The 22,262-nt window shown below is 33.4% G+C and carries 21 protein-coding genes; 7 read left to right on the forward strand and 14 right to left on the reverse strand.

Annotated features, from left to right (window positions below; translation table 11 throughout):
- Window positions 1-226: 226 nt before the first annotated feature.
- On the forward strand, window positions 227-1,843 hold the full coding sequence (pafA, locus tag JOD96_RS17630; protein WP_209565551.1) for an alkaline phosphatase PafA: 1,617 nt from the start codon (window positions 227-229) through the stop codon (window positions 1,841-1,843).
- A gap of 112 nt (window positions 1,844-1,955) precedes the next feature.
- On the opposite strand, the gene ald is transcribed toward pafA, so the two are convergent.
- Window positions 1,956-3,074, reverse strand: coding sequence for an alanine dehydrogenase (gene ald, locus JOD96_RS17635; RefSeq protein ID WP_209565552.1), 1,119 nt, complete (start codon window positions 3,072-3,074; stop codon window positions 1,956-1,958).
- A 189-nt stretch (window positions 3,075-3,263) separates the two neighbouring features.
- Here ald and JOD96_RS17640 point away from each other — a divergent pair, with 189 nt between their 5' ends.
- A complete protein-coding gene (locus tag JOD96_RS17640; RefSeq protein WP_041516998.1) occupies window positions 3,264-3,722 on the forward strand; it encodes an Lrp/AsnC family transcriptional regulator in 459 nt (152 codons plus the stop codon).
- 67 nt (window positions 3,723-3,789) lie between these two features.
- On the opposite strand, the gene JOD96_RS17645 is transcribed toward JOD96_RS17640, so the two are convergent.
- Together JOD96_RS17645 and JOD96_RS17650 are read right to left on the reverse strand one after the other, a co-directional pair.
- Window positions 3,790-5,238 (reverse strand): glyceraldehyde-3-phosphate dehydrogenase, encoded by a 1,449-nt coding sequence (locus tag JOD96_RS17645; RefSeq protein WP_209565553.1) that lies wholly within the window; start codon window positions 5,236-5,238, stop codon window positions 3,790-3,792.
- Window positions 5,239-5,445: 207 nt separating this feature from the next.
- Window positions 5,446-6,846, reverse strand: coding sequence for a trypsin-like peptidase domain-containing protein (locus JOD96_RS17650; RefSeq protein ID WP_209565554.1), 1,401 nt, complete (start codon window positions 6,844-6,846; stop codon window positions 5,446-5,448).
- Between the two features lie 140 nt (window positions 6,847-6,986).
- Between JOD96_RS17650 and dapF the strand changes: the two genes are divergently transcribed.
- The 4 genes from dapF to JOD96_RS17670 all read left to right on the forward strand — a co-directional run bounded on the left by dapF (window position 6,987) and on the right by JOD96_RS17670 (window position 10,631).
- Complete coding sequence (gene dapF / locus JOD96_RS17655) at window positions 6,987-7,769, forward strand: diaminopimelate epimerase (protein ID WP_209565555.1); 783 nt, start codon at window positions 6,987-6,989, stop codon at window positions 7,767-7,769.
- A gap of 110 nt (window positions 7,770-7,879) precedes the next feature.
- On the forward strand, window positions 7,880-8,413 hold the full coding sequence (locus JOD96_RS17660; protein WP_209565556.1) for a GNAT family N-acetyltransferase: 534 nt from the start codon (window positions 7,880-7,882) through the stop codon (window positions 8,411-8,413).
- Between the two features lie 12 nt (window positions 8,414-8,425).
- Window positions 8,426-9,466: an endolytic transglycosylase MltG gene (gene mltG / locus JOD96_RS17665; RefSeq protein ID WP_209565557.1), complete on the forward strand. Its 1,041-nt coding sequence runs from the start codon at window positions 8,426-8,428 to the stop codon at window positions 9,464-9,466.
- A gap of 517 nt (window positions 9,467-9,983) precedes the next feature.
- Window positions 9,984-10,631 (forward strand): peptidoglycan-binding protein LysM, encoded by a 648-nt coding sequence (locus tag JOD96_RS17670; RefSeq protein ID WP_209565558.1) that lies wholly within the window; start codon window positions 9,984-9,986, stop codon window positions 10,629-10,631.
- A gap of 44 nt (window positions 10,632-10,675) precedes the next feature.
- Here JOD96_RS17670 and scpA read toward each other — a convergent pair whose 3' ends face one another.
- The 10 genes from scpA to dnaA form a co-directional block, all read right to left on the reverse strand.
- A complete protein-coding gene (scpA, locus tag JOD96_RS17675) occupies window positions 10,676-12,814 on the reverse strand; it encodes a methylmalonyl-CoA mutase (RefSeq protein ID WP_209565559.1) in 2,139 nt (712 codons plus the stop codon).
- Between the two features lie 224 nt (window positions 12,815-13,038).
- Window positions 13,039-14,403: a methylmalonyl-CoA mutase subunit beta gene (locus JOD96_RS17680; protein ID WP_209565560.1), complete on the reverse strand. Its 1,365-nt coding sequence runs from the start codon at window positions 14,401-14,403 to the stop codon at window positions 13,039-13,041.
- A gap of 17 nt (window positions 14,404-14,420) precedes the next feature.
- Window positions 14,421-14,750, reverse strand: a complete 330-nt coding sequence (locus tag JOD96_RS17685; protein WP_209565561.1) for an FtsB family cell division protein — start codon at window positions 14,748-14,750, stop codon at window positions 14,421-14,423.
- 98 nt (window positions 14,751-14,848) lie between these two features.
- Window positions 14,849-15,457: a uridine kinase gene (gene udk / locus JOD96_RS17690; RefSeq protein ID WP_209565562.1), complete on the reverse strand. Its 609-nt coding sequence runs from the start codon at window positions 15,455-15,457 to the stop codon at window positions 14,849-14,851.
- 253 nt (window positions 15,458-15,710) lie between these two features.
- A complete protein-coding gene (locus JOD96_RS17695) occupies window positions 15,711-16,592 on the reverse strand; it encodes an SDR family oxidoreductase (protein ID WP_209565563.1) in 882 nt (293 codons plus the stop codon).
- 74 nt (window positions 16,593-16,666) lie between these two features.
- Complete coding sequence (locus JOD96_RS17700; protein WP_209565564.1) at window positions 16,667-17,794, reverse strand: methionine aminotransferase; 1,128 nt, start codon at window positions 17,792-17,794, stop codon at window positions 16,667-16,669.
- Window positions 17,778-18,311, reverse strand: a complete 534-nt coding sequence (locus tag JOD96_RS17705) for an energy transducer TonB (RefSeq protein ID WP_209565565.1) — start codon at window positions 18,309-18,311, stop codon at window positions 17,778-17,780. The genes JOD96_RS17700 and JOD96_RS17705 overlap by 17 nt, the downstream gene beginning before the upstream one ends.
- Window positions 18,312-18,322: 11 nt before the next feature.
- Window positions 18,323-19,036, reverse strand: a complete 714-nt coding sequence (locus JOD96_RS17710; RefSeq protein ID WP_209565566.1) for an SAM-dependent methyltransferase — start codon at window positions 19,034-19,036, stop codon at window positions 18,323-18,325.
- A gap of 62 nt (window positions 19,037-19,098) precedes the next feature.
- Complete coding sequence (locus tag JOD96_RS17715; protein ID WP_209565567.1) at window positions 19,099-19,566, reverse strand: low molecular weight protein-tyrosine-phosphatase; 468 nt, start codon at window positions 19,564-19,566, stop codon at window positions 19,099-19,101.
- Between the two features lie 9 nt (window positions 19,567-19,575).
- Window positions 19,576-21,003, reverse strand: a complete 1,428-nt coding sequence (dnaA, locus tag JOD96_RS17720) for a chromosomal replication initiator protein DnaA (protein ID WP_209565568.1) — start codon at window positions 21,001-21,003, stop codon at window positions 19,576-19,578.
- A 187-nt stretch (window positions 21,004-21,190) separates the two neighbouring features.
- Here dnaA and JOD96_RS17725 point away from each other — a divergent pair, with 187 nt between their 5' ends.
- Window positions 21,191-21,595: an acyl-CoA thioesterase gene (locus JOD96_RS17725; RefSeq protein ID WP_163394513.1), complete on the forward strand. Its 405-nt coding sequence runs from the start codon at window positions 21,191-21,193 to the stop codon at window positions 21,593-21,595.
- A gap of 31 nt (window positions 21,596-21,626) precedes the next feature.
- Here JOD96_RS17725 and JOD96_RS17730 read toward each other — a convergent pair whose 3' ends face one another.
- Complete coding sequence (locus JOD96_RS17730; protein WP_209565569.1) at window positions 21,627-22,259, reverse strand: IMPACT family protein; 633 nt, start codon at window positions 22,257-22,259, stop codon at window positions 21,627-21,629.
- Window positions 22,260-22,262: the final 3 nt, after the last annotated feature.

Raw genomic sequence — 22,262 nt, forward strand, 5'->3', positions numbered from 1 at the left:
ACTTCAAAAGCTCTATAGGGGTCATATAAAATTCTTAGATTGCAAAGTTCTTGTTTTATTTTGACATTTCCTCCCCAAGCTTTGTGCTTCATCCATGATTATTCTTATTTCACATCTGGATATAAATTATATCTGTTAAATTACAGTCAATTTTTTGTTTTAAATTATACTCAATTAGCCATTTTAAATGCTAATCTGTATTTTTGTATTAAATATATAATTAAGTATGAAAAAAAGTATTGTATTGTTGACATTGTTTGTTCTTTCAAATTTAAATGCTCAACAACGCCCCAAACTAGTAGTAGGTATTGTCGTAGATCAAATGAAAATGGAATATTTATATCGCTTTTCAGATGATTTCTCACCAAATGGATTTAAAAGATTAATGGATAATGGATATACTTTTCAGAATATGCATTACAATTATATGCCAACATATACCGCTCCGGGGCATGCTTCAATTTATACAGGCACAACGCCTTCTACTCATGGAATTGTAGGTAATGAGTGGTTTAGCAGAGCACTTGGAAAAGATATGTATTGCACTGACGATGCAGGAGTGAAAACGATAGGGGATGGAACAGTGGAAGAAGGAGCTATGTCACCGAAAAATCTTCAAAGCACTACAATTACCGATGAAGTAAGAATGGCCACCAATTTTCAAGGAAAAGTAATTGGAATGAGTCTTAAAGATCGTGGTGCGATTCTTCCTGCCGGGCATTTTGCAAATTGGGCTTTTTGGTATAGCAAAACAGGATCTTTTATTTCAAGTTCTTTTTATGGTGAAAAACTTCCAGAATGGGTGAATCAGTTCAATAATGAGAAACATTATATGCCTTATATAAATAAAGGATGGGATTTATATAAACCAGTTTCAGTATATAATGAAAGCTTACCTGATAACAATCCCTACGAAGGAAAATTATACGGAAGCGCAGCTCCTGTTTTTCCATATGATCTAAAGAAAATGTATGAAAAGAATGATGCTGGAATTTTAAGATCGACACCTTACGGAAATGATTTATTGGCAGAGTTTGCCATGAAAGCTATTGAAAAGGAAGAATTAGGAAAAGATAATATAACAGACTTTTTAACGGTTAGTTTTTCATCTACTGATTATGTAGGACATTTATTGGGGCCTCGTTCTATGGAGCTTCAGGATACTTATTTGAGATTGGATAAGACTATAGCTGACTTTTTAAATTATTTGGACACTACTGTCGGTAAAGATAATTATTTGCTTTTCTTAACAGCAGATCATGCAGGTGCTGAGAATGTAATCTACTTAAAAGACCGTAAATATAATGTCGATAACTATCCTTCAAAAGACTTTAAGAAAAGCTTGCAGGATTTCTCGACTAAAACATTTGGAACAGATTTAATTCTTAATTATTCTAATTTTAATATTTTCTTTAACAAACAAATCATAAAAGATAAAGGATTGGAATTAGCAAAAGTAAAACAAACATTTAAAGAGTTTTTGATTTCATTACCACAGATCAAAAAAGTATATACTGAAGAAGAGATTTTAGCAAATTCAGGAAATGATTATTATTTAGATTTCGTAGCAAAAGGATATGATGTTACTCAGGACGGTGACATCGTGGTAATTAATAAACCTGGCGATATGGAATATTCTACAACAGGTACTTCCCACGGAACTCTATACAGTTATGATACACATGTTCCTGCTATTTTTTATGGTTGGCATATTAAAAAAGGAGAGTCTTATGATAAAAAGGCTATTACTGAAATTGCCCCAACTCTTGCCCAAAAAATTAAAGTTTCTTTCCCTAATGGAACTGAGGCCAAAGTTTTAGAAGAAGTTTTGGATGAAAAATAATCTTAATATAAAACCTGCCTTGACAAAGGCAGGTTTTTTTGGTATAAAAAAAAGACCTTTCAGTTAAGAAAGGTCTTTTTAGATTTAGTAAGCACTTATATAATGCTGGCAACTATGCGTTTGCTAGCACTAATTCTTCGTTAAAAGGAAGATTCCAAGCTTCTGCAACTCCCTTGTAAAGGATTTTTCCATTCGCTACGTTTAAACCTTTTTTCAATTCTTCATTTTCAGCACAAGCTTTTTCCCAACCTTTATTTGCCAATTGCAATGCATATGGTAAAGTTGCGTTAGTTAAAGCTAAAGTAGATGTATAAGGTACAGCTCCTGGCATATTAGCAACACAGTAGTGTACGATATCATCAATAATGAAAGTTGGATTTTCGTGTGTTGTTGGAGTACATGTTTCAATACAACCTCCCTGATCAACTGCAACGTCTACTACTACAGTTCCCGGACGCATTAGTTTTAACATGTCGCGAGTAATTAAGTGAGGTGCTTTTGCTCCTGGAATTAAAACGGCTCCAACAATTAAGTCAGCATCTTTAATTGCTCTTGTAATATTATAATGGTTTGACATCTCAGTATTTACGTTTGCTGGCATAATGTCATCTAATTGACGTAAACGTGGCAAGCTTAAATCCATGATAGTAACCTGAGCGCCTAAACCAGCAGCCATTTTTGCAGCTTGAGTTCCAACAATTCCTCCACCTAATACTAGTACTTTTGCCGGTGGAACACCCGGAACACCACCTAAAAGTATTCCTCTTCCTTTTAATGGTTTTTCAAGATATTTTGCCCCTTGTTGAATAGCCATACGACCTGCTACTTCTGACATTGGAACTAATAATGGTAAACTGCGGTCTGTTTTTTCAACAGTTTCGTAAGCTAAACATACTGCTCCTTTTTGCAACATAGCATGAGTTAATTCTTCTGATGAAGCAAAATGGAAATATGTGAATAATAATTGATCTTTTTTGATTAACGGGTACTCAGATGCAATAGGCTCTTTTACTTTGATAATCATTTCAGCTATAGCATATACTTCTTCGATAGTAGCTAAAACTGTTGCACCTGCACTTGTATACTCCTCATCGGCAAAACCACTGCCTATACCTGCGGTAGATTGCACATATACTACATGTCCGTGTTTTTTCATTTCAGAAACACCAGCTGGTGTTAATGCTACACGGTTCTCGTTATTTTTTATTTCTTTTGGAACACCTATTATCATTTTTTTTATTTTTTGTAATTGTTTTACAAATCTACTGATAGAGAAGATATTATTGATAATTCACTAATAAATAAGAAAATATTATTTTATTTTATATTTTTACAGAAAAATATTCTTTTTTGATAGCTTTGAACTTCTTAAAAAAGAAAAAAAGACTAAATTTTACTAATTTAAGAAAACGTTTTCGTTATGGCTTTAGATGAAATTGACAAAAAAATCTTACGACTTTTGCAGGAAAATGCCCATTATACTTTAAAGGACATTGCAAATAAAATAAATCTGTCTCTTACGCCTGTTCATGATAGAGTTAAACGTCTTGAAAAAGAGGGCGTTATAGAGAAATATGTTTCGATTTTGAATAAGAAAAAATTAGGAAATAATCTCACCGTTTATTGTCAGGTAACCTTAACTAAGCAGACTTATGATACCTCTGAAGGGTTTAATCAATCGATTTTGAATTTGCCGGAGGTTGTGGAGTGTAATTACGTTTCCGGAAATTTTGACTACATGTTAAAAATTATAATTCCGGATATGGAAAGCTATCACCATTTTCATCAAAAAAAATTATCAATTTTACCAGAAGTTTCTTTGATTAATACTGTTTTTGTTATTTCTGAGGTAAAAAGCACAACTGTATTACCTATTTAAAATTAAAAGAAAACCACCAGAAAAACTGGTGGCTTGCAAAAAAATACTGTGTTGTAAGTAAGAAATATTAATAATAAGTAAACCGTCTAACTTTGGCAATGTATTTTGCTAAACGAATTACCTGATGACTATATCCGTATTCGTTATCATACCATATGTAGAGTACAATATTTTTCCCGTCTTTAGAAACAATTGTAGCGTTGCTGTCGTAAATTGATGGAGCAGAAGTTCCTACAATATCTGAGGATACCAATTCATTATTCAATGAATATTTTATTTGTTCTACTAATTCACCTTCCAAAGCGTACTTTTTCATTATTTTATTAATCGCAGCTATGGTGGTCGCTTTTTTTATTTCTAAGCTCAATACAACTAGCGAGCCATTTGGAACAGGCACTCTGATTGCGTTAGAAGTTAGTTTTCCTTCCAATGACGGCAATGCTTTTGCTACAGCACTTCCTGCTCCGGTTTCAGTAATTACCATGTTTAACGCAGCAGCTCTGCCACGACGATACTTTCTATGCATATTATCAACCAAATTCTGATCGTTAGTATAGGCATGAATAGTTTCTAAATGACCTTTTGCAACACCTAATGTATCTTCTATTACTTTTAAAACGGGTGTAATGGCATTAGTTGTACATGAAGCTGCAGAAAAAATATCAACTTGATCAGGATTATATTCATTATGGTTTACACCGTGTACAATATTTGGAACTCCTTTTCCTGGCGCAGTTAATAAAACTTTGCTAACCCCTTTTGAAATTAAATGTCGTTTTAAAGCTGCTTCTGTAGTAAAAGCTCCGGTATTGTCTATAACTAAAGCATCATTGATTCCATGTTGAGTATAATCTATTTCTTCTGGTGAATTTGCTGTAATTATGTGAACAGTTGTTCCGTTAATTATGAGGGCATTATTTTTTGAGTCAGCAATAACCGATCCCTGAAAGTCTCCATGAATTGAATCATATCGTAATAAAGAAGCTCTTTTCTCTAAACTATTAATATCATTTGTATCTCTTGTTACAATCGCTCTCAGTCGCAATTGATTTCCTTTTCCTGTTTTTGACATTAATTCTCGCGCTAGCAAACGGCCGATCCTTCCAAAACCATACAGAACAACATCTTTTGGCTGAATTTCTTCTGATGATTTTGCCTTTTTCAATTTATCAAGCACAAAATACCTTGCATCAGGATACTTTTCATCTTCTAGACGATATTCATAAGTTAATTTCCCCAAGTCCAATTTAGCAGGAGGCAGATCTAATGATAAAATAACCTGAGCTATTTCTACTGAATCAAAAATTGTGATTGGTTTTCCGACAAATTCACCGGCATATTGATGCAGGTTAATAATATCGCTGACATTTTTATCCAATAATTGATTTTTAAATAAAACCATTTCAATGGATTTGTCATACCATAAATCACTTATAATTTTAATTAATTCGACGCCAGCTCTTCTTCGGTCGACTTGCAATGATACCTCTTTTTGGTATAAAGATTTTTTTGTCATAATTGATAAATTGAAAAAAATAAAATGCTCACTATTTTAAAATTTTGCGCAAAAGTATCCATTTCAATCGATTTCGTAAACTATTTTAGCATTTATTTTAAAAATAAAAAAGCCACCTTAAAAATTTCTAAGATGGCTTTTTTGAGTTTTCAGGCGCAGTCTCAGTTTTCAGTTTTTGATACTGAAGACTTAAACTGAAAGCTGTGACTAAATGATGATTCTAAAAATTTCTCCATTTTTATTGATCATTTCAATACGGATACTTTGACCCTCATCCTTTTTACTTAAAAGTTTAGAAACAGTTTCAACATTGGTTGCTTTAATATTATCGATACTTAATATAATATTACCTTGCAATTCATTTTGATACTGCATCAAATTTTCATTGGTAATGTTTTTGATTTTTACCCCGTAATCAATTCGGAACTTTTTCTTGTCAGCCGCATCAATATTTTCGAGTTCAATACCTTTAAATTCAGTACTAAAAAACTCGTTTTTACTTAAAGTTACCGGAGCAACTTTTGATTTGCCTTCTCGGATGTAAGTTACTTGTACCACGTCATTTGGTCTTTTGGTATTTATATAGCCTGAAAGATCTGCAAAAGTTGATATATTTTGATTGTCAAGTTTTACAATAATATCTCCTTTGGTAAGACCTGCTTTTTGAGCTCCTGATTTTGGAGTAACTTTATTAATGTAAAAACCTTGTGTTTCAGAGATACCTAATTCTTTAGACGCGCTACTGTTTAATTCGCCGCCTTCAACGCCTAAGATTCCTCTTTGGACATTTCCAAATTCCATAATATCCTCAATAATTTTACGGGCATTATTTGATGGAACTGCAAAAGAGTATCCAACATAAGACCCCGTCATTGAAGAAATCATAGTATTAATACCAATTAATTCACCACGAGTATTAACTAATGCACCACCACTGTTTCCGGGATTTACAGCAGCATCAGTCTGAATGAATGATTGTATTCCGCTTGTATCTAAGTTTCTGGCTTTCGCCGAAACGATTCCTGCAGTTACTGTCGAATTCAAATTATATGGATTTCCGACTGCCAAAACCCATTCACCAACTTTTACACTGTCAGAATTTGCAAAAGCAGAGTAAGGAAGTTTTTCATCAGCATCAATTTTTAATAAAGCAATATCCATTTTAGAATCAGTACCAATTAATTTTGCTTTATAAGATTTTTTGTTGTTCAAAGTAATTTCAATTTCGGTGGCATCCTTAATAACGTGATTGTTCGTTACAATATAACCATCTTCAGAGATAATGACACCAGAACCCGTTCCTACTTGTTCCTGCTGTTGTTGGCCTCCATAGCCGTAGAAAAACTCCAACATAGGATTGCTGACTGTTCGACGAGAAACATTTTTTACGTGAACAACAGTATGAATTGTTTTATCTGCAGCTTCGGTAAAGTCAACTGTTTCAGATGCTAAACCAACATTTTTTCCGTATGATTCGGGGGCAAGAGTTACAACAGAATTTCCTTTTCCAAAAAAAGAATTGTTACTCTCAAATAATAACTTGTATGCACCAAGAGTAGTAGCACCACTCATTAATGATACTAAAAATAAGGTTGAAAATCTTTTCATAATTAGAATATAGGTTTAAGTTATTTGTACGTAAAATTAATTGAAAAAATTATTTCGTAAAATGGTTTAACGCTCTTTAACAATGATTAACATTTCATTAATTAATAGTTCGTACTTTTGCACTTATTAATAGGATAAAAATGCAAATAGAATTTTATAAATATCAAGGTACTGGCAACGATTTTGTAATGATTGACAATCGTACTAATTTTTTCCCAAAAGAAGATATCAGACTAATTGAACGTTTATGCGACAGGCGTTTCGGAATTGGCGCAGATGGATTGATCTTGTTAGAAAACGATTCTGAAACCGATTTTAGAATGGTTTATTATAATTCTGACGGAAATCAAAGTTCTATGTGCGGTAATGGTGGCCGATGCTTGGTTGCATTTGCCAATCAATTGGGAGTTATTGATGATAAAACTACCTTTATTGCAACAGATGGTTTGCATCATGCATCTGTTGGTGATGATGCCATTATTTCCTTGCAAATGATAGATGTTGATGAAATCCAGAAAAAAGATTCTTATACTTTTTTAAACACAGGTTCTCCACATCACGTACAAATTGTAGATGATTTAGAGCACTATAATGTGAAAGAAAACGGAGCAGCAATTCGTTATGGCGAATTGTATGGAGAAAAAGGGAGTAATGTTAATTTTGTAAAAAAAGTTGACGACAGTACTTTTTCACTTCGCACATATGAAAGAGGCGTAGAAGATGAAACCCTGGCATGCGGAACCGGCGCTACTGCCGTTGCGATTGCCATGAATGCTACAGGACAAACAGACAAAACTTCAATTAACTTAAATGTTGAAGGAGGAAAATTGGTTGTATCTTTTGATAAAATGGGCGATCATTTTTCGAATGTTTTCTTAACCGGGCCGGCAAAATTTGTTTTTAAAGGTACAATCGAAATTTAATTAATGATGTCAGTCTGAGCGTGTAGTCGAAGACAAATTCAATTTTAAAATCCCAAATTCCAAAATCTGCAGCTTAAATCTACAGTCTAAAATCAACAATCTAAAATTAAATGATCACACTCAAAGGCGATTCAGTTTATCTTCGTGCATTAGAACCTAATGATTTAGAGTTTGTGTATGCTATGGAAAATGATCAAAGCATTTGGGAAGTCAGTAATACACAAACACCTTATAGTCGGTTTTTGGTTCGCCAATATCTTGAAAATGCACATCAGGATATTTATGAAGCCAAGCAATTGCGTTTGGCAATTTGCCAGGACGAAGATTTTCCTGCTGTAGGATTGATCGACTTATTTGAGTTTGATCCCAAAAATAACAGAGCCGGAATTGGTATAGTGATTCAAAATAAAGAAAACAGAAGCCAAAATATTGGTTCTGAGGCATTAGAGCTGTTAATCAAATATTCTTTTCATAATTTGAATCTCCACCAATTATATGCAAATATTAATGTAGGAAATGTAGCAAGTATAGCTCTTTTTACTAAATTTGGATTTGAGAAAATAGGAATTAAAAAAGATTGGATTTTGCTAAATGGCCACTATCAAGATGAAGCAATTTTTCAATTAATCAATAAACAAATTTAAAAATTTTTAGCTTTGAGTATAAAAAAAATTATCACGTTAAGTGCCGTTGCCGTAATTTCAGTTTTAATGATTTACGGATTTATTTTAATTAGCAAAATTTTTAGTGCAAACACTAAATTCGAAGAAAAAGAAGTCTATGTATATGTTCCGACAGGAGCAGACTATACTGATGTTAAGAAAATACTGGAACCTTATATAAAGAACTTTGATAATTTTGAAATGGTAGCCAATAAAAGAAGCTATCCTGAAAATGTAAAATCGGGTCGTTTTTTACTCAAAAAAGATATGAATAATATCGATTTGGTTCGTACTATGCGTTCGAATGTTCCTGTAAAATTAGCGTTTAACAATCAGGAACGTTTAGAAAATTTTGCGGGCAGAGTAGGTTCAGAAATCGAGGCAGATAGCTTATCACTAATGAAAGCCATTAAAGATTCTACTTTCTTAAAAGAAAACGGATTTAATGAAGAGAATGTTTTTGCCATGTTTATTCCGAATACTTATGAAATTTACTGGAATACATCGGCAGAGAAATTCAGAGATAAAATGATTAAGGAGTATCATAATTTCTGGACAGCAGAAAGAATTTCAAAAGCAGAAAAACAAGGATTAACTCCAGTTCAGGCTACAATTTTAGCTTCAATCGTTCATAAAGAATCAGTTAAAAAAGACGAAAGACCGCGTATTGCAGGAGTTTATTTAAACCGTTTGCGTTTGGCAATGCCTTTGCAGGCAGATCCAACGGTTATCTACGCATTAAAACTAAAAGCGAATGATTTTGATCAGGTAATAAAAAGAGTTTTTTATAATGACTTGATTATGAAATCGCCATACAATACTTATGTAAATGTTGGGCTTCCTCCGGGACCAATTGCAATGCCTGATATTACAGCACTAGAAGCAGTTTTAAACCCAGAAAAACACGATTATATATACTTTTGTGCAAGTATAGATCGTTTTGGTTATCACGAGTTTGCTTCAACCTATGAGCAGCATCAGATAAATGCAAAAAAATATTCAGACTGGATTGCAGGTCAGGGAGTAACAAGATAAAGAGTAAGAAATAGATAAAGAAAACCGGAGCCATAAGCTTCGGTTTTTTTATTTAAGTGAAAATTTGTCTTTATGAACTTCGTATTTTAAGTATAAATTTTTATGTGTTTTAATTTGAAATAACAATTCCTTAAACTTAAATTTGCTTTTTTGACAAGAAAATTAATTTTAATAACCTTTTTGTTTTGATATTTTAACCTTAAAATGAAAAAAAAAGTTACTCAATAATTCAAAATAAGCTTAAAAAACATTCTTTATTGTAAGTTTTTTATTTCATTTTTAACATAAATGCTAAAAATTTGATAAAAATGATGTTTTTCGAAATTTTTTTTTCAGCTTTTGAGAACAAAAAATGATTTTGTCCAATCTCCCGAAAAGTGCATCAATAAAGGGCTGAAAGAAATATTTTAATTTTAGAAAACCACTAAGTTATTGTAAATCAGTATTGTTTCGTATTTCTTATCTTTGCACCGTAGAAATTTCAAAAGGGTGACAGCGTTTTGAAGAAAAACAATTTATGATAAAGAAATGGTACTATTACACAAGTTTGATCGTTATTATTACATTTTTGAGCCTGGGTTTTAAACCCTTTAATCTAAAAACCAAACCTTGGTTTTTAATAGAAAAAACAGATGGATCCGAATACTTACTTCCATCTCCAGAAAAGGATGATTATCCTAATTTAAATTTAAATATCCCATACACCGGAAATCATCTTATAGGTTTTAAAGAAGCAGTTGCTTTTAAGGAATCTCAGGGGAAATACCGGTTAGTGAATTCCTTAGGATATATGGGGAAATACCAATTTGGTTCTAAAGCTTTGAGAGCAATTGGTATTGAAGACGACAAGGCCTTCTTAAAAAATCCTGCATTACAAGAAAAAGCTTTTATTGCGTTACTATCCAAAAACAAATGGATTTTGCGTTATGAAATTCAAAAGTATGAAGGAAAAGTTATTGATGGTATTGAAATTACAGAATCCGGAATTTTAGCTGCTGCCCATCTTGGAGGAGCAGGATCAGTAAAAAACTTTTTTAAAAACAAAGGGAACAGACATTTTAGAGATGCCTATGGTACTTCTTTAAAAAGTTATCTGAAAGCCTTTGGAGGTTATGATCTCTCTTATATTGAAGCAGATAGTAATGCAACAATCAACAAAGTCTAACAAGTCAAATAAAAACCTGCTTTTAAAGCAGGTTTTTCATTTTTTTAATCGATTAGGATGTCAAGAATTTTAATGGCAGCTTCACTAATTTTTGTTCCCGGACCAAAAACAGCTACAGCTCCGGCATCAAATAAATATTGATAATCCTGAGCCGGTATTACGCCTCCGACAATTACCATAATATCTTCGCGTCCATGTTTTTTAAGTTCTTCAATTACTTGAGGCACCAGGGTTTTATGACCAGCAGCCAGTGATGATACACCTAAAATATGTACATCATTTTCAACAGCTTGTTTGGCAGCTTCAGCAGGAGTCTGAAAAAGCGGACCTATGTCTACATCAAAACCAACATCGGCATAGCCTGTTGCTACTACTTTCGCACCGCGGTCATGTCCGTCCTGACCCATTTTGGCAATCATAATTCTCGGGCGTCTTCCTTCTTGTTTCGCGAATTTATCGGCTAATTGTTTAGCCTTTTCAAAACTCTCGTCGTTTTTTATTGCTGCACTGTACACACCGCTAAAAGATTTAATTTGAGCCTTGAATCTTCCAAAAACACTTTCAAGAGCATCGCTGATTTCTCCTAAAGTTGCTCTGTTCCTTGCAGCTTCAATTGCGATTTCTAATAAGTTGCCTTGTCCTCCTTTGGCACAAACGGTTAATTTTTCTAATGATTGATTTACTTTTTCAGTATCTCTGTTTGATTTTATTTCTTCAAGTCGTTCTATTTGTTGTTTACGAACCATTTGATTATCAACGTCCAGAATATGCAACGGATCTTCTTTTTCTAACCTGAATTTATTTACGCCAACAATAATATCCTGACCGCTGTCTATTCTTGCCTGTTTTCTCGCAGCAGCCTCTTCAATTCTTAATTTTGGAATTCCTGCTTCAATAGCCTTTGTCATTCCGCCCAGCTCTTCAACTTCCTGAATTAACTTCCAGGTATTTTCTATAAGTTCATTTGTTAAACTTTCAACATAATAGCTTCCTGCCCAGGGATCTACTGTTTTTGTTATTTTAGTTTCTTCCTGCAAAAAGATTTGGGTATTTCTGGCAATTCTGGCAGAGAAATCTGTTGGTAAAGCAATAGCCTCATCTAACGCATTGGTGTGTAAAGACTGGGTTCCGCCAAAAGCTGCAGCAGTTGCCTCAATACAAGTGCGGGCAACATTGTTAAAAGGATCCTGCTCTGTTAAGCTCCATCCGCTTGTTTGGCAGTGTGTCCTTAGCGCCAGTGACTTATCACTTTTAGGATTAAATTGTTGTATTAGTTTTGCCCAGATCATTCTGCCGGCCCTCATTTTTGCAATTTCCATAAAATGATTCATGCCAATTGCCCAGAAAAAAGACAAACGTGGAGCAAAATCATCAATTGTCATCCCGGTCGAAAGTCCTGTTCGTATATATTCCAAACCATCTGCCAGGGTATAAGCCAATTCAATATCGGCTGTAGCTCCGGCTTCCTGCATATGATATCCAGAAATAGAGATAGAATTGAATTTTGGCATTTTTTTGCTTGTAAATTCAAATATATCTGCAATAATTTTCATTGAAGGGGTTGGAGGATATATATAAGTATTTCGAACCATGAATTCTTTCAAAATATCATTTTGAATTGTGCCTGAAAGTTTACTTAATTCAACACCTTGCTCCTCTGCAGCCACAATATAAAATGCCATAATAGGTAACACGGCACCATTCATGGTCATTGAAACTGACATTTCATCTAGCGGAATCTGATCAAATAATACTTTCATATCTTCGACCGAATCAATCGCAACTCCGGCTTTTCCAACATCGCCAACAACTCTTTCATGATCAGAATCGTAACCACGGTGAGTTGGCAAATCAAAAGCAATCGAAAGACCTTTTTGCCCGGCAGCAAGATTTCTTCTGTAAAAAGCATTACTTTCTTCTGCAGTAGAAAATCCGGCATATTGGCGAATAGTCCACGGACGGCGGACATACATAGTAGCGTAAGGGCCGCGTAAATTTGGTGCATATCCTGCTCCAAAATCAAGAAACTCTAAATCTTCTATATCTTTTTCAGAATAGTTTTTTTTGAGCTCGATTCCTTCGGCTGTGGTGAAGTTTTGAGTTAAAGGTTCTGAGTTATGCGTCAGTTCGTTTAACTGCTCACTTTTAACTTCCAGCTTTATATGTTTAAGGTCTTTTCTCATTTTATTTATTAGATGACTAACGAAGATTCTTAAGAGCGCTAATTATATTATTCATTATCAAATAGTAAGGTAAGTAATAAAATAATATAGCTAAAAGCATACTTGTGATTGCTATAAAAATCTTTGTATAGTTTTTATATGTAATTCCGATTGTGAAATAAACTAAGCAGGTGATTATCATTACTAATGATAGTATCCAAAAAATGATGAAATAAATTCCCATTTTATTCTTGCTCTAATCTTTCCTGTTCCATTTTTTCCGCCAGTCTTTTTTCTATTATTGGCGTAATTAAGGTTTTTCTTGGTTTAATTTTTACAAAAGGAAACAATTCTAAATCGTGTTTCATTTTATCTTCCTTATTAGGATATTTATTAGTTCCAAGCAAAACTTCTTTTTTAGAATCGAATAGTGCTTGCTCTTTGTTGGCACTTTCCTGAATTTTCTTTTTTATAGTTCCGTCATTTAAAAGCTTTAAAAAACCGCCATTAGCTTCAATATCTTTAAATAACGTGAGACTTTTTTCTGCCAGTTGCATAGTTAAACTTTCAATATAATAACTTCCGTCAGCAGGATTATTTACTTTATCAAAATAGCTTTCATGTTTTAAAACCAATAATTGGTTTCTGGCAATTCTGTCTCCAAACTCATTGTCTTTGTGATACAAAGCATCATAAGGCAAATTGGCGACTGCATCTGCACCGCCAAGAATTGCAGACATGCATTCTGTAGTGGTACGAAGCATGTTTACATTATAATCATAAATAGTTTTGTTGCGTTTTGTGGGAGTGGCCAATATGTGACATTTTAAATCGGGATTATATTCATTTGCGATTAAATTAAAAAGCATTCTTAGGGCACGAAGTTTAGCAATTTCGAAAAAATAATTTGTTCCCACCGAAACCTGAAAGACAATTTGTTTTGGAGTAGCAATCAAACGATTCAGATATTCATTTGCATGTGCAAGACTGTAAGCAATCTGTTGCGTAATATTTGCTCCTGAATTTTGATATAAGCCTAAATCTATGCTTACTAAAGATAGATTTGTAGTTGATTTTGAAATAATATCAAGAGTTTCAAAATTATTTTTATCAGCAGTAACAAACCAGTTTCCTTCTCTTGCAAAATGGCCAATCGGATCCAGATTACAATAAAATACAGCTTTTTTTTGTATTGAAATTGAGTCTAATAACTTTACGAAATCGATTGAAATAAATTTCAAATTAAAGTAAACGATTCTGTTTTCTAAAGGAAGATTTTGTAATAATTTCTGAACGTCTGTTTTTTCGTTTTCAATAGTAAAACGAAGGTTTTCTGCTCCTCGTTCAATTGTATTTAGAGCTCTTTGGGCAGATTTTTCTACATCATAAACAAAAATGTTCTGACAGATTTTAAAATCAGCAGCTTTTGTTTCTACAGAAGCAACTTTTGAGAATTCATCTCTATGGTAAAAAGGCTTTACCTGAATATCCTCAGGAGAATTCCAGATTACTGTTTCGTTGTAATCTGCTCCATCCAATTCAAACTGAATTTTTTGTTTCCATTGTTTGGATGAAACCGGGTTAAAATCTTCGAATAGGGTAGTAGGCATTTGCTGGTTTTTTCTGTTTATTCTTTAGTGTCTTCGATGGTATCACCTTCAAATTGAATGATATATATGTCCTCGCTGTCTTTTTTCATAAAATACTTTTCGCGGGCATATTTTTCTATTTGCTCAGGATTTTTAAGCTGTTTAATCTGTTCCTGATCTTTTTTGATTTCTTCCTGATAATATTTTTTATTGTCCTGAAGTTCATTGATCTGATCGTCTAAGAAGCGATGATCAAAATAAGAGTAATTATCCAAAAATAACATCCACACTACAAAAAACAACAAAACCCAAACATATTTATTGCCAAGAAATTTGAACCAGGATTTATCTTTGTATGGATTTTTCATTTTAGCTTTTCAATTTTTAAAAACCAATATCCTTTTATAAAAAAGGATATTGGAGCGGGAACTCTCTTTATTTTTATGGAATAAATTTACAATAAAAATTATAAAATTCGCTGATTAATTACAGCACGTACAACATCAATTGCTACAGTATTATATTTATCGTTTGGTATAATGATATCTGCAAAAGCTTTTGATGGTTCGATAAATTGCTCATGCATAGGTTTTAATGTATTTTGGTATCGGTTTAAAACCTCGTCGATATCACGCCCGCGTTCTGAAATATCTCTTTTTAAACGACGGATTAATCTTTCGTCAGAATCGGCATGAACAAAAATTTTAATATCAAAAAGTTCACGCAATTCAGGATTTGTTAAAATTAAAATTCCTTCAACAATCATAACTTTTCTGGGATGCGTAGAAACAGTATCGTCAGTTCTGTTATGCTGTATAAAAGAGTACACAGGCTGGTCTATTGTTTCTCCGGCTTTTAAAGCTCTCAAATGTTTTTCCAACAATTCAAAATCTATGGCACGGGGATGATCAAAATTAATTAATGCTCTTTCGTCAAACGACAAATTATGGGTTTCTTTGTAATACGAATCCTGAGAAATTACTCCAACTTCCGTATCAGGTAATTCATTCATGATTTGGTGTACAACTGTTGTTTTTCCACTTCCTGTTCCTCCTGCAATTCCAATAATGAGCATAAAATTGATGTTATATATTTATGTGGCAAAAATAATAATTTAAGTGGATTGTCTAAACATATTACGCTATTTAACCATATAAGTAATGTAAGTAAATTTAATCAACAGGATATTCAGGTAAAACAGTACTTGGCTGAAGTTATATCACTTATATGGTGAAAAAGATAAAAAAATCCCGACAGCAATGCAGTCGGGATTTGGTGCAATCAGTATAGTTTTAATAAAATATTCTGAATTTAGTAAGCACTTGTAATTATTTATTCTTTTTTGCTTTTATCATCATTTCAAGCTGATCCCAAAGTTCTTCAGGAATTGCTTCTAATAAATTAAATTGTCCAGCACCTTTCAGCCATTCACCACCATCAATGGTAATAACATCGCCATTTATATAAGCAGAAAAATCAGAAACTAAATACGCTGCTAAATTGGCCAGTTCCTGATGATCTCCAACTCGCTTCAAAGGAACTTTTTTTGCCATGTCGAACTTTTCAGCAAGATCTCCCGGCAATAATCTGTCCCACGCACCTTTAGTAGGAAATGGACCCGGAGCAATCGCATTAGAACGAATTCCGTACTTAGCCCATTCTACAGCCAAACTTCTTGTCATTGCCAAAACTCCTGCCTTTGCCGTAGCGCTTGGAACTACATAAGCAGAACCTGTCCAGGCATAAGTAGTTACAATATTCAAAATTGTTGCCGATGTTTGTTTGCTGTCAATCCAGTGTTTTCCAAAGGCAAGTGTACAGTTTTTAGAACCCTTAAGTACAATATCGATAACAGTATCAAAGGCATTTGCAGATAAACGTTCTGTTGGTGAAATAAAGTTTCCGGCTGCATTGTTTAAAAGAACATCTACTTTGCCAAAAGCTTTTAAAACTTCCTGGAGCATATTTTCTACTTCTTCATAATGACGAACATCACATTGAAGCGGTAAACATTTTCCGCCAGTTTCACCTTCCAGTTCAGTTGCAGTAGTTTTAAGTTTTTCTAAATCTCTTGAGGTGATTGCTACCTGAGCGCCCAATTCTAAGAAATATTTAGTCATGGCTTTTCCCAAACCACTTCCGCCACCTGTAACCACAATGACTTTGCCTTTTAAGGCATCATCACGTAACATTTTATCTGTATAGCTCATACTTTTCTTTTTTACAATATTAGTTAAATAAAATAGGATGCATGCATAATAATGTTATAAAATTTTGAAAAATTTTATATGTTACATAATTTTTTGGCTGCTGACTCTAAAGTAATATCATCTTTGGCAAAACAAAAACGTATTAAATTCTGGTCTTTGTGATCGGAGTAAAAGGTTGAAATTGGAATTGCAGCAACACCATGATCTGTTATTAATTTTTTGCAGAATGTAACATCGTCTTCGTCTGAAATAGCAGCATAAGAAGCAACCTGAAAATAAGTTCCTTCGCATGGTTTTAATTCAAATCGGCTGTTTTTTAATAGTTTCTGAAAGTAATCTCGTTTTTCCTGATAGAATTTTCCTAATAGGCCCACATTTACAATATCTAAATATTGACTAATTGCTGCCTGAGAAACACTATTAACACTGAAGACCAAAAACTGATGTACCTTTTTTATTTCTTTCATCAAATATTCAGGCGCTATTGTATAGCCTATTTTCCAACCCGTAATGTGAAAAGATTTTCCAAATGATGAAACCATAACACAGCGATCTAAAAGAAAATCTTTGGTATGGGCTGAAATATGTTTTTCTTCAAAAGTGATGTATTCATACACTTCATCAGATAAAACAAGAAGATCAGGATGTTTAGAAAGTACCCTTTCTAATTGTAAAAAATCATCTTCTTTAAGAATTTTTCCTGTAGGGTTATGCGGATTGTTAATAATAATCAGTCTGGTTTTTGAAGAACAGGCTTTTTCAATCGTATCCCAGTTTGGGGTATAATCATCGTTTAAAGCAACTCTGACCGGTTTTGCATTACAAAGCAATACGGGAGATTCGTAAGAATCATAACTCGGGTCCAGAATAATTACTTCATCACCAGATTTCACCAAAGCCAGAATTGTTGTAAAAATTCCCTGGGTTGCTCCGGCAGTTACTAAAACTTCTAAGTCTGGATTTATTGTTCGTTTATAAGAATCGAAAACTAATTTCGCAATCTGGTTCATCAAAGGCGGATAACCTGCCATTGGTGTATACTGATGTACATTTTCTTTTGCCAGATTCGCCAAAATATCCGTCAATCTCTCATCAACAGGAAAATTTGGAAATCCCTGCGAAAGATTTATCGCATTGTATTCGGCAGCCATTTTTGACATTACCGTGAAGATGCTTGTGGTTACGTTAGGGAGTTTGCTCATAATATACATCTATTGGTATCGTTAAATAGTAACGAACTCTAACAAGTTTGTTGTTATGTGTTGCAGGAAACCATTTGGGACATTTCTTAAGAACGCGAATTGCTTCGTCTCCTGTGCCAAATCCTATATCTCTTGTAACTTTTATATCACTGAGTGAGCCGTTTTTTTCTACTACAAAATTTACATCAACTTTTCCTGTTAGTCCTTCTTCTTCAGGATATTTATAATTAAACCTAATAAATTTTTGAAGTTTTGCAATCCCTCCCTCAAAATCAGGTTTTACATCAATTGAGTCAATATCATATATTTTGGTGTCCTCTTTTATTTGGACTTTATTATTATTATTATTATTATTATTATTATTAGTTGTAGTTGTTTCTGAAACAGAGTCGTCAAAGTCATTTTCTTTAGAAATATTTTGTTCTGTTTTTTTGTCTTTTGAAGTTTTAGTTTCTGTGGAAGAATGACATTGTGTGAAACAGATCAAAATCAAAATTAGCATTGAAATCTTTTTCATTATCGGTTCAATTACATTTTATGAATAATAAAAATCGTTGGTCTGTTATGTAAGTCTACTTTTAATTTTTTCCAATCCGAAATTTTCATTGTCTTAATGAATTCCGTTGGTAATGTAATGTCAGTTGCAATACATAAATGTGTTGACGGATTTACGATCTGTAGAATATCTTCTACTAATTTATTATTCCTATAAGGAGTTTCAATAAAAATCTGCGATTGGTTTTTGTCCTGAGATAATTTTTCAAAATGTTTTAATGCCGATTTTTTTTCGTCTTTATCAATAGGTAAGTATCCATTAAAAGTAAAGCTTTGCCCGTTCATTCCAGAAGCCATCATGGCAAGAAGAATAGAAGAAGGGCCTACTAAAGGAACAACCTGAATTCCTTTTTCGTGTGCCAGTTTTACAATTACAGCACCGGGATCAGCAACACCTGGACAGCCGGCTTCGCTCATTAATCCCATATTTTTTCCTTCTAATAAAGGTTTTATAAAATCTAAATGCTCGCTCGGTTCTGTTCGTTTGTTAAGTGTAAAAAGAACTAATTCAGATTGTTTTTTTTCCGGGTAAACCGCCTTTATTGATTTTCTGGCTGTTTTGTCATTCTCAACAATATAATGATCTATAAGTTCGATACTTCTTTTTACAGTTTGTGGTAAAACATCCATAGGGTCGCTTTCGCCCATTGTAGTTGGAATTAAATATAGTTTTCCCAGAAGTTTCATTGGTATGTTATTTTAAATTAAAAAATTCAATTATCTCATTTTCTGAAACAATTGAATTTATATTATCCGTGTTTTTTAATAAGTTTTTCTGCAATCAAATCAGTTACTTCGTCCAGCATTTGATAAACGTTATCAAATCCATTTGCAGTACCATAATAGGGGTCCGGTACATCGACATTTTCGTTGGGAAATAATTCGTTTAGGATAAGACTTACTTTTGCTCTGTGTTCGGGAGTTTTTGCAAGATGAATAACATCGCGGAAATTAGAATTGTCCATTACAAAAATGTAATCAAATTCATCAAAGTCAGAATTTTTGAATTGTCTTCCTTTTTGGTTGCTAATATTTATGCCATTTTTTCTGGCTGTTTCTATAGAACGTTTGTCAGGACAATGCCCAACATGCCAGGAACCAGTTCCTGCGGAATCAACTAAAAATTTATCCTGAGGTAATTTTGATGCCAAGATGCCTTCGGCCAAAGGAGATCTGCAAATATTCCCCAAGCAAACCATTAAAATTTTTATCGACATGATTCGCGTTTATAGCGTTAGCTTTTTGTTGATATCCTCAACAAATTTCTTGAATTGTTTGTCTGTAGAAACTAAATTGTCAACTGTTTTACAAGCATGTAATACAGTAGCGTGATCGCGGTCGCCAATTTGTGAACCTATGTTTGCTAAAGAAGCTTTTGTGAATTTCTTTGCAAAAAACATAGCCAGTTGTCTTGCCTGTACAACGTGCCTCTTTCTTGTTTTAGATTGAAGTGTTTCTATATCAAGCTGAAAGTAATCTGAAACAATTTTTTGAATATAATCGATAGAAATTTCTCTCTTAACGTTCTTAACAAATTTCTCTACTACACTTTTGGCAAGCTCAATAGTTACTTCTTTTTTATTAAAAGAAGATTGGGCAATTAACGAAATAATTGCACCTTCTAATTCTCTAACGTTAGATTTAATATTACGGGCAACATATTCTAAAATGTCTTCCGGCATATCTACACCGTCACGATATAGTATGTTTTTTAAGATTGAAATACGGGTTTCATAATCCGGCTGATGTAATTCTGCAGATAATCCCCACTTGAAACGCGACAATAAACGCTGTTCAATATCCTGCATATCAACAGGAGCCTTGTCAGACGTTAAAATTACTTGCTTTCCGTTTTGGTGCAAATAGTTAAATATGTGAAAGAATACATCCTGAGTTCCGGATTTTCCAGATAAAAACTGAACGTCATCAATTATTAAAACATCAATTAACTGGTAAAAGTGAATAAAATCATTACGATTATTCTTTTTTACCGAATCGATATATTGTTGTGTAAAAATCTCGGCAGAAATATATAGAACTGTCTTTTCAGGATATTTGTCTTTTACTTCTACACCTATCGCGTGCGCTAAGTGTGTTTTCCCTAAACCAACTCCTCCAAAAATCAATAGTGGGTTAAAAGAAGTTCCTCCGGGTTTATTGGCAACAGCCATACCTGCAGAACGCGCCAAACGGTTAGAATCTCCTTCAAGAAAATTATCAAAACTGTAATTGGCATTTAACTGCGATTCAATTTTTAAATTTCTAATTCCCGGAATTACAAAAGGATTTTTAAGCTCAGGATTTAGGTTTTTAAACGGAGCATCAACCTCTTGCGGTTTCATCGGCACTCTGTTGGCACTTGGCAGCTGCTCGGTAAACGGCTGTTTATTGCCATAAGTGTTTTCCATTTTAATTTTATAGAGTAACTTTGCGTTTTTTCCCAGTTCTTTGGTAAGCGCAACTTTCAATAATTTTACGTAATGTTCTTCTAGCCATTCGTAGAAAAATTTACTTGGTACTTGAATATATAACGCATTGTCTGTTAGCTCAACTGACTTGATTGGTTCAAACCAAGTTTTGTATGCTTGATCTTGAATATTGTCTTTTATAAAGGACAAACAGTTTTCCCATACCGATTGAGCAGTTTTAGTCATAGATTCAAATAAATTTTTTTATTATTGATAAAGATTCTCCTAATAAAAAAGGAGCAATTTTATTCCGAATTTCGGGATAACAAATATGTGAACAAATTTCTGTAAAAAAAAATAATTTGGCCTCTAATTTTATAAAAAAATGTTGTAAGGCAGGTTTTAAAAACTAATTTTTTTTAATATATAAATAATGAAAAATCATCAAACTCAAGTACGTGTCCGTTACTCTGAAACTGATCAAATGGGAGTTGTATATCACGGAAATTATGTCCCGTATTTTGAGATAGGACGCGTGGAATGGCTTAGAAATAAAGGGATTTCGTATAAAAGCATGGAAGAAAGCGGTATTGGCCTGCCAATTGTATCCATGCAGATTAATTATAAAAAATCGGCGCGTTATGACGAGCTTCTTACTATTCATACCACTTTCAAAAGTCAATCATCTGTTAAGATTGAATTCGACTGCGAAATCTATAACGAAGCAAACGAGTTATTAACAACTGCAGTGTTTATTTTGGTATTTATTTCCTTAAAAACGGGTCGTCCTACAGCACCTCCGGATTATATTTTAGAGTTATTTAAAACCTTAGAATAATTGTTAAATCCGAATGGAATTTAATACTGATTTATAGCATTTTTATGTCAATTTCAAACATTAAATCAAAAATGTCGAATATCATTTCGGCATTTTTTTTTCTTGTTTTTGCGACAATTTTGCCTATTGGTAACCCAGAATTTTCATCAATTTCCATTTCCTGAGAAACGATGTCCAGTTTTTTTTCTTTAATTACACGCATCACCTTATTCATGTTTTTGTAATCAAAAGAGATCAAAAAATGTACGTCGATTGTTTTTTCAACAATTTCAGAAATCTCAAGAGCCATTTGTGCTGTAGTTTTATAAGCAGCGATTAATCCGCCAACACCCAGCTTGGTTCCGCCAAAAATCCGAACGACTACTACTAAAACGTTTGTTAACCCAAAAGATTGTATCTGGCCATATATTGGAGCCCCGGCCGTATTGCCAGGTTCGCCATCATCATTTGCACGATAAGAGATTTTCGGTGCAGTACCCAATTGATAGGCATAACAATAATGTACGGCGTGCGGGTGTAGTTTTTTTAAAGATTCGATAATTGGCTTTACTTCATCTTCGCTTTGTAGTGGGAAAGCATAACCAAAGAATTTGCTTCCTTTTTCTTTAAACAGCACTTCTTCAGACTCAGAAGCTATAGTTTGATACGTATCGTTATATTCCAAAAG

The sequence above is a fragment of the Flavobacterium sp. 1355 genome (genome assembly GCF_017833415.1).
Classification (GTDB): domain Bacteria; phylum Bacteroidota; class Bacteroidia; order Flavobacteriales; family Flavobacteriaceae; genus Flavobacterium.